The sequence below is a fragment of the Vibrio sp. 10N.261.51.F12 genome, from assembly GCF_041471725.1.
Taxonomy (GTDB): Bacteria; Pseudomonadota; Gammaproteobacteria; order Enterobacterales; family Vibrionaceae; genus Vibrio.
In genome coordinates this window covers 334,054-346,607 of sequence record NZ_JBFROV010000016.1, presented here as the reverse complement: position 1 = coordinate 346,607, position 12,554 = coordinate 334,054, and the positions used below count along the sequence as shown (strand labels likewise).

Annotated in this window: 9 protein-coding genes; 6 read left to right on the top strand and 3 right to left on the bottom strand. The window is 44.0% G+C overall.

Translation table 11 applies throughout. From position 1 onward, the window contains the following. Window positions 1-47: 47 nt before the first annotated feature. Entirely contained in the window at window positions 48-1,607 is a 1,560-nt protein-coding gene (gene norR, locus AB4405_RS11820) for a nitric oxide reductase transcriptional regulator NorR (RefSeq protein WP_372060980.1), read from the bottom strand. A gap of 529 nt (window positions 1,608-2,136) precedes the next feature. Here norR and AB4405_RS11815 point away from each other — a divergent pair. The 6 genes from AB4405_RS11815 (at window position 2,137) to AB4405_RS11790 (ending at window position 9,083) form a co-directional block, all read left to right on the top strand. Next, window positions 2,137-2,472: a DUF1971 domain-containing protein gene (locus tag AB4405_RS11815; protein WP_102471460.1), complete on the top strand. Its 336-nt coding sequence runs from the start codon at window positions 2,137-2,139 to the stop codon at window positions 2,470-2,472. A 270-nt stretch (window positions 2,473-2,742) separates the two neighbouring features. After that, window positions 2,743-4,296 carry an anaerobic nitric oxide reductase flavorubredoxin gene (gene norV / locus AB4405_RS11810; RefSeq protein ID WP_372060922.1) on the top strand — a complete coding sequence of 518 codons (1,554 nt, stop codon included), beginning with the start codon at window positions 2,743-2,745 and terminating at the stop codon, window positions 4,294-4,296. Continuing rightward, window positions 4,296-5,453 carry an NADH:flavorubredoxin reductase NorW gene (gene norW / locus AB4405_RS11805; RefSeq protein WP_372060921.1) on the top strand — a complete coding sequence of 386 codons (1,158 nt, stop codon included), beginning with the start codon at window positions 4,296-4,298 and terminating at the stop codon, window positions 5,451-5,453. Before norV ends, norW begins: the two co-directional genes overlap by 1 nt. 135 nt (window positions 5,454-5,588) lie before the next feature. Continuing rightward, entirely contained in the window at window positions 5,589-6,128 is a 540-nt protein-coding gene (locus tag AB4405_RS11800; protein ID WP_102471457.1) for a DUF3124 domain-containing protein, read from the top strand. A 429-nt stretch (window positions 6,129-6,557) separates the two neighbouring features. Next, window positions 6,558-7,130 carry a hypothetical protein gene (locus AB4405_RS11795; RefSeq protein ID WP_372060920.1) on the top strand — a complete coding sequence of 191 codons (573 nt, stop codon included), beginning with the start codon at window positions 6,558-6,560 and terminating at the stop codon, window positions 7,128-7,130. A gap of 285 nt (window positions 7,131-7,415) precedes the next feature. After that, the gene (locus tag AB4405_RS11790) at window positions 7,416-9,083 is read left to right on the top strand and encodes a glycoside hydrolase family 9 protein (protein ID WP_372060919.1); all 1,668 of its coding nucleotides are present in this window, start codon (window positions 7,416-7,418) and stop codon (window positions 9,081-9,083) included. Between the two features lie 1,379 nt (window positions 9,084-10,462). Here the strand turns inward: AB4405_RS11790 and AB4405_RS11785 are convergent. After that, window positions 10,463-11,425 (bottom strand): hypothetical protein, encoded by a 963-nt coding sequence (locus AB4405_RS11785; RefSeq protein ID WP_372060917.1) that lies wholly within the window; start codon window positions 11,423-11,425, stop codon window positions 10,463-10,465. A 549-nt stretch (window positions 11,426-11,974) separates the two neighbouring features. Next, window positions 11,975-12,544: a hypothetical protein gene (locus AB4405_RS11780; RefSeq protein WP_372060916.1), complete on the bottom strand. Its 570-nt coding sequence runs from the start codon at window positions 12,542-12,544 to the stop codon at window positions 11,975-11,977. Window positions 12,545-12,554: the final 10 nt, after the last annotated feature.

The window sequence follows — 12,554 nt, the reverse complement described above, 5'->3', positions numbered from 1 at the left end:
AAGCGGGTAAGCGGGTAAGCAAAAACATCAACGCTGAAGATCACACGCTACTTCAAATTTAATTTTTTCAATAGGCGATGCAGGTTCGCTGGGTAGATCCCCAGTTGTTTTGCCGTCGCTGATAACTTTTGCTCATTGTCTTGATACGCTTTTTGAACAAACTGAAGTTGGAACGCTTCTGACGCTTCTTTGAGCGTCAAATGACTAAACTCAGTCATCTCAATTGAATCACTCGCGTTGCTATCCATATTGTCCGTCTTACCCGTTTCAACGCCATGTTGCTCGCCAGACAGCAGAAAATGATGCGGTTTTAGCACTAGATGGGCGTCATTCGTTTCAGCTTTCGCTATCACCGCGGCACGACTGATTGCATGCTCTAACTCTCGCACATTCCCTTGCCAAGGGTGACGCTGCAATAGTGGCAATAAGCTGCTGTCGAGTTGGATACTGGCGGCGTTGAGCAAATGCTGACTGCGCTCGGCAAAGAAGCCTGCCAACAAGATAACGTCCCTGTCTCGCTCTCGAAGTGGTGGCACAAACACAGGGAACACACTCAATCGGTGGTATAAATCCGCTCTAAAACGGCCTTCTTTTACTTCCTCGTGTATGACTCGATTTGTCGCTGCAATAATCCGTACATCAACTTTTATGTTGCGATCTTCCCCTACTCGCTGAATATCACCATATTGCAGTGCTCGCAGTAATTTAGCCTGCAACCCTAGGGACAGCTCACCGATCTCATCTAAGAATAATGTGCCTTTGTTCGCCAACTCAAACTTGCCTTTTCGGTTACTGATGGCGCCTGTAAATGCTCCTTTGATGTGACCAAACAGCTCACTTTCTGCCACAGACTCCGGAAGCGCAGCGCAGTTTAGATACACAAACGCCTCTTCACTTCGCTTTGATTGAGCAAAAATAGACTGTGCCACCAGCTCTTTACCTACACCCGTCTCGCCCATGATCAATACCGATAAATCGGTTTCAGCGACGGCCGATATGTGCGATTTTAATGCCGACATACTTGAAGACTGACCAATGATGTCTTGTTTTTCAGAACTAAAACGTCGTGGTTGAGATTGATTAGCCTTAATTCCCGACTGTGCTTCAAGCTTTTCAACCAATAACGCCATATGCAAACTATTGGACGCCAACGCACTGATTAAACGCAGATGGTTCTCACCAAACTGGTCAAACTGACGGGGCTCGAAGGCATCAATCGTCACGGCACCAATCAATCGCTCATCATGCATCAAGGGCAACCCAACACAAGCGTGGACCTCAAGATTGCCATCATGATTTGGAATTAAGCCATCATACGGGTCTGGAAGTTCGCTATCAGGCGGGAAACGAACAATATCACCTGCGCGTGCAATCGCTTCAAACCTAGGATGATGTTCTATGGCAAAACGGCGTCCCAGTACATCGCTACTAAGGCCACTGGTTGCTAATGGAATAAAGTTCTGATCTTTATACAGCAGCAGTGCCGAGGCATCACATTGCAACATTGTGCGAATAGTTTCGAGTAGACGTTCGAAACGGTCTTGTTCCGAGATGCCCGATGTAATGTCTAAGGTGACTTGCAGCCATTCACTACTGTATTGCACGATGCTCCCCCTCCTGATGTCAATCGACTTACCTACCTAAGTAGCATTCTTATCTAAATGATAATTTCATTGTAGTAATGATAACCAAGTTCATTATCAAATAGATATAAAAATAGCACTGATTTTATTATCTAACTGATATTTCACAACAAATAAAGTTGGCATTGAATCTGCAATATTAAACGAAACCAAGATGAGAATAAGACGCAATACTAGAAAATATATCAGTGTCTTACATCATAATAACCCTACACACGCAGAGGCCCCATATGTATCAACTGTATCTAGAGAACCGAACCGCAGAGAGCTATCAGGAAGAATATCAGTGCCATCTAAATTCAACGTATTGCGCACGACACTCTGCGTGCTACTTAGCTATGAAAGCGTTACTTACGTCTCTTTCTTGTCTATTCAATCACAAGGTCACTCATAAAAACAATCGGTAAATAGCACTGATTGAGCTTCGTTAATTACTTATTCAAAGAAATTTAAACAATTAAAATCAATATCTTATAATTATTGGAGAAATACCATGAGCCATCTACGCATCCCTAAAAACTGGACGATACAACGCTCAACACCGTTTTTTACGACCGAATCTGTCCCTGCCGCCCTACTTACTCATCACAATACGGCAGAGGATGTATTCGGCCAATTGTGTGTCATGGAAGGTACCGTCACCTACTTTGGCTTCGCTGATGCAGATGCGACCACACCTGAGGTCAAAGTTGTCATTGAGGCTGGGCAGTTTGCGACCAGTCCACCTCAATATTGGCACCGTATCGAGATGAGTGACAACGCACAGTTCAATATTAATTTTTGGTCCGATAAAGACAAGCGTGACGAAAAGATGTTTAACACGAAATAGTCGCAAGATAACACGACGTCGAATACAAATTGCCTCACTATTGTGGGGCATTTTTTCACCTTCATCCAATCAAAATGATAATAAATTATCCATTCGATAATAAAACCAGTTTTGTCAAAAAGATAAAATCACATATTAACCTTGTTATTAGTTCAATAAAAACAGTTAGTTAAATCAATTCCATTTATTGGCATGCAACCTGCTATAGGGGTATCAGTTCACCCAATTAATTTACGCTCATTGAGCGCACACTATAGAGTAGGCCGTACTATGACAATTCATGTAAAGAACAACATTCACTGGGTAGGTCAACGCGACTGGGAAGTACAAGATTTCCACGGCACAGAATACAAAATGACCAAGGGAACCAGCTATAACAGCTATCTCATTCGTGAAGAAAAAACCGTCCTGATCGATACGGTCGATCATCGCTTTAGCCATCAATTTCTTCAAAACCTAGAAATGGAAATTGACCTTAATACCATTGATTATATTGTCATCAATCATGCTGAAGAAGACCACTCCGGAGCACTTTCCGCGCTACTTGAAAAAATTCCCAACACACCGATCTATTGTACTGAAGCCGCCATTGACTCCATCGTCGGTCACCATCACCATCCAGAATGGAACTTCAATACTGTTAAAACGGGGGATACTCTCGATGTTGGCAATGGCAAACAGCTGATCTTTATTGAAGCACCTATGCTGCACTGGCCAGACAGTATGATGACCTACCTCACAGGAGACGCCGTTCTCTTCAGTAATGATGCTTTTGGTCAACACTACTGTGACGAACGCTTGTTCAATGATGAAGTGGACCAAACCGAGTTGATGGACCAGTGCCTCCGATACTATTCCAATATCCTGACCCCATTCAGTAGCTTGGTCATTGCAAAGATCAAAGAAGTCCTGAGCTTCAATGTACCTGTTGATATGATCGCCACCGCTCATGGCATTGTATGGCGTGATAATCCGATTCAGATCATTGAGAAGTATCTTGAATGGGCCGATAACTACCAAGAAGATCGTATCACCATTTTCTACGATACGATGTCGAACAATACCCGCATGATGGCCGATGCCATCGCACAGGGCGTTCATGATGTGGATCCAGGTGTCGCGGTAAAAGTCTTTAATGTTTCACGCCAAGATAAGAATGAGATCTTAGCTAATGTCTTCCGTTCTAAAGGCGTACTCGTGGGCTCATCAACCATGAATAATGTCATGATGCCGAAGATTGCTGGCATGTTGGAAGAGATTACTGGTCTTCGCTTCAAAGAGAAAAAAGCAGGCGCGTTTGGCAGTTACGGATGGAATGGCGGCGCCGTTGACCGCATTCACTCACGCTTGACCGATGCTGGTTTTGAAACAACGGAAAGCCTAAAAACCAAGTGGCGCCCTGATGGTAAAGCGATGCGAGCTTGCCGTGAACATGGTCAGAGAATCGCAAAATTGTGGGCTCTTCACACCCATAATGTTGAACCAATTCAAGCAAATCAATCGGCTAAGGAAAACGTAGTCTCAGACAATGTAGCCAGTGAAGAGGCATTTACTACCGAATGCACATCCACTGCCTCTGTGTCACCAGCGCCACAGCCTACCTCAGCCTTATTTGAGGGCAATAACACTCAACCGCATGAAAACGACTGCCAGTGCATGCTATGTACTGTCTGTAACTGGGTTTATGACCCAGAGATTGGTGAGCCTAATCAAGGTGTTGAACCCCAAACGCCATGGTCAGAAGTACCGGATTATTTCCTATGCCCTGAATGCCATTTAGGAAAGGATGTGTTTGTTCCTCACAACAAAGAGGACGCGGCATAATGACACACCCAATTGTCATTGTTGGGAGCGGCTTTGCCGCTTACCAACTCGTGAAAGCAATTCGTCGCCAAGATAACGACACCGCCATATACGTGGTTACCCGTGACGATGGCCATGATTACAATAAGCCGGATCTGAGTCATGTGTTTTCTAAACAGCAATCTGTTGACGATCTGATCGTCACTCCTAGTGAAACGTTGGCAAAGCAACTCAATATTCAAGTCATTAGCCACACATCAGTAAGTGCAATAGATGTCGCGGATCACTCGATTCAAGCGGGTAATCAAACTCTCTATTACTCGAAATTAGTGCTGGCAACTGGAGCGAGCCCGTTTATTCCTCCTATGCATGGCGATGCCTCATCTTCATTGCTTACACTCAATAGCCTCGCTGAGTTTACTCAATGCAAAGACCGCGTCGCCTCGGCACAACGCCTCTTGGTCATTGGTGGTGGCTTAGTCGGTGTTGAGGTCGCACTTGACCTCGCTCATGCAGGAAAAGAAGTCACGATTGTCGATCCAGCCGCCGCGCTCATGGCCAATCAACTGCCCGACTATGTGTCATTTAAGCTCGCGCAACAACTTGCTGCCGCTGGCGTTACCATCCGTACGGGTTGCACTGTACAACAACTCACCCATAACCCTAATGGAAGTAAGCAGGTCACGCTCAGTAATACTGAAACATTCAACCTCGACGAAATCATGGTGTGTGCGGGGTTAAAAGCCAATACGGCCTTAGCACTACAAGCGGGTATCACAGTCAACAGGGGGATCTGTGTAGATGCGACGATGGCGACATCTCATGTTGATGTATACGCTCTGGGCGACTGCGCCGAGTTTGATGGGCAAATAAGAGCCTATTTGCAACCCACACTCATTAGTGCCAATGCCTTGGCAAAAACGTTACTTGGGCAACCTACTCCGGTCACACTGCCTAATATGATGGTGAAGGTAAAAACACCTAGCTACCCAATACAACTGGGGGGGATCACTTCAGGCGAACGCATTGCGCGCTGGGAGATGAATGTTCAGCTTGATAGCAACTCAAACGGAATCGTTGCAAAAGCCCTAGATCAAGACGACAAATTACTCGGTTTTGTTGTCACAGAGCAACATGTCAATCAGTCGTTTATGTTGCTCAGATCTCTTAGCGCATAACAGAAACAACCCGGCTCTACATACTCGCTAACAATTTTAAATGGTTCGAGCACCACAGAGTTGACGTGAGGTATGACAATAAAATTAGGAGACCGTTACCATAAGGTATCGGTCTTTTATTTTAACGGTATTATCATGAACTTAAGACAAGGTGTGAGCCAATTCATCGCCATTCTCTCCACCATTTTAGTGATCGGGTTAGCCATCTACCTCGGCAACCTCGTCAAGTCAGTGGACAACATTGAAGAGAAGCTCAGTCATCAAGCACAACAAATTGAAAGAGCCTCAATCGCCACCGCTAGCAACGAGACAGTCAATGCCTATGTTCCTGTCTATTCGCATATTTATACGGATGGGGGCAAACCCGTTTTATTAGAGTCTACACTCGTCATTCGAAATACCGATCCTACCCACAAGATAAACATACATAGCATCGATTATTACAACACCAATGGCGAGATTATCAGACAATTTATCTCGGAAGGATATGAGCTTAACGCCATGTCTAGCGCCGAATACCTGGTCGAAAAACGTGAGGTTAAAGGTGGTGCCGGCGCCAATTTCTTCATTCGTTGGTCCAACCCCAACAACGCATCTGACCCAATTTTTGAAGCGGTGATGATAGGGTCTGGACATGATAAAGATATCTCATTCACCAGTCGGTCGCCTCAATAAATCATTTCAAAGAACAACTCCCAACAATCAATGACGATGGTGTCTTACCATCGCCATTGACCCTATTTCAGTTTGGGTTCTGTAACGACGTAAGGTGACTCATCGCCTAGAAAAAATAGACCTGACTAGCTCACCCCCTACATAAAAACACTCGCCTAATCAAATTCAATATATACAAAAAACGAATAGATTGTATTTATGCGCCAACCATCTCATTGGTTATTATTCAGCCAACAAAACGTAACAAGTTATTAATGGCGAGGTGATTAACATGAATAGAGGTATAAGCCTTCTAATTTTGATTTCGATAATTAGTGGCTGCGGTGGTGGTGGCGATGGCGGTAGTGGCACTACTCCCCCCACTACACCAACCAAGAAATTCTCCATAATTGTATTAGATGAAACTAAAATAGAACAAGGGCAACTACTATGAACCTGATTAAATCAATTATCGCAGTATCAATCTTAAGTGTAAGTTTGGCGAATGCTGGGGAACTCGTCACTTTTAAATCTGGTGATGTATTGACAGCAGTTGACCTAAACAATAATTTCCAAGCGCTCAACACAACCACCACTGCCATCCCATTCTTGGGAGACTTTACATCATCACAAACCTGTAACACGACTCTTTCAGACGGCTATCAAGCAAACCAACGCACATATCAGCATTTAAACGGACAGGAAGTGAAGGTAACCGCCCCATCCAATGCCGCATATGATGGTCCTCAGACAGTTGCCGCTAACTTTGATGTTGCAGGCGTTAAATCTATAAAAAATGCGACGATCAATGGTATCCCTGCTCAAATTAAAATAGACCAAAACCCAAACACCTCTGGACAGGCCGTGACACAAGCTCATATTCGCTTAATGACCACCGAACATGGTGAGCACATACGTATGAACTTTGCGTTCATCGAATCAATGCAGCAAGGAGAAGATGTCGAAAACTATAAGAAGCGTTTAATTGAATCAGCGGTCAACTGCATCGATATTCAACAATAACAACAGCAATAACAACAGCAATAACAACAGCAATAACAACAGCAATAACAACAGCAAAATACTTGACCTTTTCAATATGGAAAAGAAAAGACATTAGAGTAAAATTAATCACAAACGTACAATGGCGAGTCAGCAGTGAAGCGAAATGACCGCCAATAGCGCACTGACACAAGATTGCATTCTAATTGACTGTATTTACTGGAAACTCACTATTACGATCCTAGTATGAATGAAAGGTTGTCGTACCCAGCTTACACTGGGTTGAAACATTCATTTGGGGTCGCTATGAGTAAATATATTGTCTTGTTATTAGTAATATTTGGTACTGGCGTCCACGCTAATAGCCTTGTGTTAAACCAGCTTGGGTATATGCCGCAGGCCGATAAAAAAGTGTATGTCATTTCGCCGGAACAAAAAGATGTCGCCTTAATCGCCATGCCTGAGAACATCGAGATCGCTCGCTTTTCGCTCACCTATAACAACCAACTTCCCGATGGTCAGACAATACATGTCGCTGACTTTTCAAACGCATCAAATGTTGGCTGGTATTATTTTCGTTCTGGCGAACATAAGTCCGTTCCCTTTGAAATACGTCCTGACGTGTATGAAAACCTGACCGATGGGTTAATTCATGCACTGTACCTGCAACGATCTGGCGAAGCAGTGTATTCCCCAATCACGGGCATGGCCCGCCCGCCAAGTCACACCCAAGATGGCATTATTTTTAGAGACGATACGATTAACAAAGCTGGGACATACATCGATGCCTCAGGCGGTTGGTACGATGCAGGCGATTTTGGAAAATACATTTCTACGGCCACCATCACCATCGCAAGACTACTCGAAGCCTATCGCCAATCACCGACGTTGTTTGATGCGAATAACGACAATCAATTCCCTACGATCCTCGACGAAGCCAAAGTTGGCTTACTGTGGATGGAAAAAATGCAACGCCGAGATGGTGCGGTCTATCGCAAGTTATCAGGAAGTGCATGGCCTGCAAAAATTCCACCTTGGCTTGATACCCAAACTCGCTACATCTTTGGCGTGAGCACCCCTGACACCGCAAAGTATGCCGCTACCATGGCTTTCGCAGCAAGAATTTATAAACCCTTTGATGCAGACTTAGCAGCTCGATGGCTAGCCTCTGCTGAGGCTGCCTGGGATTATCTAGAAACACAGCCTACACAATACACCGACTGGACCAAAGCCGATGACAGTGGTTCGGGCCCTTATATTCGTAATGAGCATGACATGGAAGAGTCACTCGCTACGGATGTTGATGACCGAATGTGGGCAGCAGCAGAGCTATATTTAGCCACTAATGAAGACGTATTCTTTGACTACTTCGACACGCAATATCGTGAACTGATAGGCAGTGATATCTCGATGTTTGATTTTTTTGAATGGAAGAACCCGGCCATTATGGGCATCTGGCACATGATGCTCGAGACAGATACGCCATTGACTCAACTAATGAAAGACGATCTCAACGCCCTCGCGGCTCGTTATGCTGGACTCGCCGAGCAGTCGCCATTTTTTGTAGGCAATCAAAAATTTATTTGGGGCTCCAATAAGATGGTGGCAGAGATTGGCATCGTATTGGCTTGGAGTGATATGATCTCTAACACAACAAAGTATCGCTGGTTAATACAAACTCAGATCGATTATCTCCTCGGAGCCAACGCGTTCAATATGAGTTTTGTGACGCATTTTGGTACCCATTCCGTTCGCAATTTACACCACTTATATCGGATCGGTACCGGAGTCAGTTTACCCGGCTTTTTAGTCGGAGGGCCTAACATCAAGGGGCAAGCTGGCGTTGCTCCTAAGGACATGGGAATGCTCAGTTATGTTGACAGTGAAAAGTCTTACGCAGTGAACGAGTTTGCCATTGATTACAATGCCGCACTTATCGGCCTCCTTGCGGCTCACAAGTATTACTTTAAGTAATAAAACAACGCTGACGTCATCACCATAAAGAACCGTTGCGTCGCTGTGCAGGTTTAGATTCCTTTCTTCAAAGGAATGACGAATTATTGGATGTGTTGCAGCAGCCACGTACCAAACTCATTCTGCGCTACGAAGAGTGAGCTGACTGGTTTCTGGACAATGAATGCCTAACTTATCGCTCTTCAAACCACCCCAATTAGGCCGTCATCCTCTGCAAATGAGGATCTTCATCAGCGTGTGGCTCACTTAAATAGAAATAAATGACACCCAAATAAGCTCACAACGCGCTGTCGGTAGATTCCTTTCTTCAGAGGAATGACGAATTATTGGATGTGTTGCAGCAACCACGTACCAAACTCATTCTGCGCCACGAAGACTAAGCTGACTGGTTTCTGGACAATGAATACCTAACTTATCGCTCTTCAAACCACCCCAATTAGGCCGTCATCCTCATGCAAATGAGGATCTTCATCAGCGTGTGGCTCACTTAAATAGAAATAAATGACACCCAAATAAGCTCACAACGCGCTGTCGGTAGATTCCTTTCTACAAAGGAATGACGAATTATTGGATGTGTTGCAGCAACCACGTACCAAACTCATTCTGCGCCACGAAGACTAAGCTGACTGGTTTCTGGACAATGAATACCTAACTTATCGCTCTTCAAACCACTCCAATTAGGCCGTCATCCTCATGCAAATGAGGACCTTCATCAGCGTGTGGCTCACTTAAATAGAAATAAATGACACCCAAATAAGCTCACAACGCGCTGCCGGTAGATTCCTTTCTTCAAAGGAATGACGAATTATTGAATGTGTTGCAGCAGCCACGTACCAAACTCATTCTGCGCTACGAAGACTAAGCTGACTGGTTTCTGAACAATGAATGCCTAACTTATCGCTCTTCAAACCACCCCAATTAGGCCGTCATCCTCATGCAAATGAGGATCTTCATCAGCGTGTGGCTCACTTAAATAGAAATAAATGACACCCAAATAAGCTCACAACGCGCTGTCGGTAGATTCCTTTCTGCAAAGGAATGACGAATTATTGAATGTTTTTGTTGCTGATTAAGGATAGCTTTTGTCTAGAAACGCTTTTGAAATTAATCAATCTGTATTTTCATGTCCTTCGGCTTGATATTCGTGAACCACCTAAAAATGATCAAACCTTAACATTGCTAAAAACTGCATGAAAAACCCACATTTCCAATCGAACTGTTTGGTTCGATGATAATTAAACGGGTACATCCAACAAAGCAACCAGTGACAGCGTCACCTATGATGTCATTACAGAGGCGAACATAATGTCGTTTTTGTTACCTATAGAAACCGACCGCTTGTTAAATCATCAAGCGACTAGAATTAGAGCGTCACGCGACTAAAACGCGACGCGTCTTTTTAATTGCAACCAAAGTGGTTCATTGGGATCTTTACTTCCCCACTCATGATCTTCACGAGCTTCCAAATACCATTGAATCCCATTGTAGAGCTGAAATGCTCTAGGCCCACCGAGATGTTCATGTTCTTCGAAAAAACGGTCTTCGAATTGCATTAATACTGCAAGCGTCGCGATCCCTTTATTCATCACCCATGCGATGGCTTCCGGTTCAACATTGAGCTGGTTCACTTGAACCGGTTTGATTGCCTGTACATCAATCGCATTGATCGTCGAATTGGATAGGCTGGTCATCGCGTTGCGTTCCTTGATCTGCTGTTCAACCTCATCCAGTAATCGACTTCGAACGGCTCTGCTTGGGTTAGGGTTTACCCGGGCGATTCTTAGGCAGTGTTCAAATTGCTCTTTGCCAAGAGCACTGAGCAGCCCTGACAGTAATAACTCATCTAGTCCTTCAGACTTCACATAAAATTCCATTGCTGACGTGACGCTCAGAAATCTCGTACCAAGAAATTCAAAATAGAAAGTGTCATCAAATGATTCAACGGCTGCACCATCAACCATTAAAGGCCACCCTTGAAAATCGACCCGCTCTCGAGCAATTTCATACATTTTCCAAGCACTTGCCCTAAAACCTTCAAAAATCGCCCCTTCCAGCTGCGATTGCTCTAATTCTTCCTTAGTCCAAGTCACACCAATACCCAGATGTTTGGCATACCGATTAAGAAGACGGTTTTTAATGTGTAAACGAAGTGGCCAAATAGTCTTCGACGTTTTTTTATCAGCAAAAGAAGCACACTCGGTACAAACTGGCAGCTCAATTCCTTCTCTTTGAGGAGCATACGAGGCTAGAAGGCACCGCAAGGTTCCATTGCTTGGCTCGCCACAGAACCAACACCGATATCGCGATTCAAAAGGTATATCAATGATTACATATTCGGTCACGTCATAAGTTCCTGTGTGATGGCCTATTAATAAGAGGGGCAAGTGCGGTGTTCATATGAAGTGCGAGAATACATGAAGATGACCGTGTGTGTCGATGTACTGAATCCGCTATACATTTCGGCCTCATCAAAGTTAGTAGTAACCATACCGGCTACTTTTGATCCCCTCACTTTTAAAATAGAATGAAATTTAAACGTTTTGGCAAGTAGCATAGTGATGACCGATCGTGATTTTAAATAACTTAAAATCAATGAGTTAAGTAGAGACAGTAAAATAGAAACATAACAAAGCATCAATAGTGAGGTTGTTTTTCACTCACCAACTGCCACATTTAATGTCTTAACGGAAAAAACTTAACATGTGGCTTATTTTGTCTGTTTATCTATTTATCTATTTATCTATTTAACGAGAAGTAATGTACTCGGTGCTAGCCTAACTCAATCGAATAATTACCTATGTGTAGCCCCCATAAAAAATGAGCCAAAGAAAATAATTCTCTGGCTCATTTTAACGATGTGATAAACGACTTAACAATATTACTCGGTTAGATTAAAAGGCAAACGCAAACCCTAATGTATAGTCATCGCCATTTTTTGCCGTGTATTCTTTGTCTTCATTGCTCGCTTTCGGGCGACATTTTTCATCTCCCTTAACTAAGCTTACCCAATGGCGGAGCCCAGTCCCAGTGTGCGTTTCCACTTGTCCAAACGTCGTGCAAGTTTCAAGTTGAATATCATCAATAGCGACCAGCTCAAGACATCCTGTTCCCTTGCGGCGACCCAGTGTCACTTCAACGTGAGTACCACTTTCATCACGAAGTAGAATAGAGTCCGGCGAACATTTGTCACCCGTATACGCCACAAAGCCTTTGGCATGTTTCAAACCACTGTGCTGTCCATTTTTGAAATAAGCTTGTATATGTCGATAGTCAATTTCGTAGCTTACAACGTCTTCGTGAGAGCCATTGTCTAACGGGAATAAAGTATCCAATAGTTGCTTTGCTTTCTCTTGCTTTTGCGTCAGCTCATCGGATTTGACCATTTCCACGGCAAACACGGCTTCTGCGATAAAATTAAGTGCGTTGTGTTGTTCAGTTTTATCGAATGTCTGCATATTCATAGTCTATTCC

Bases quoted from the DNA above. Each gene is read 5' to 3' on its own strand.
- AB4405_RS11780 (WP_372060916.1), bottom strand. From the start codon at position 12,544: ATGAATATGCAGACATTCGATAAAACTGAACAACACAACGCACTTAAT.
- AB4405_RS11800 (WP_102471457.1), top strand. From the start codon at position 5,589: ATGAACTTAAGACAAGGTGTGAGCCAATTCATCGCCATTCTCTCCACC.
- AB4405_RS11815 (WP_102471460.1), top strand. From the start codon at position 2,137: ATGAGCCATCTACGCATCCCTAAAAACTGGACGATACAACGCTCAACA.
- norV (WP_372060922.1), top strand. From the start codon at position 2,743: ATGACAATTCATGTAAAGAACAACATTCACTGGGTAGGTCAACGCGAC.
- AB4405_RS11790 (WP_372060919.1), top strand. From the start codon at position 7,416: ATGAGTAAATATATTGTCTTGTTATTAGTAATATTTGGTACTGGCGTC.
- norW (WP_372060921.1), top strand. From the start codon at position 4,296: ATGACACACCCAATTGTCATTGTTGGGAGCGGCTTTGCCGCTTACCAA.
- AB4405_RS11795 (WP_372060920.1), top strand. From the start codon at position 6,558: ATGAACCTGATTAAATCAATTATCGCAGTATCAATCTTAAGTGTAAGT.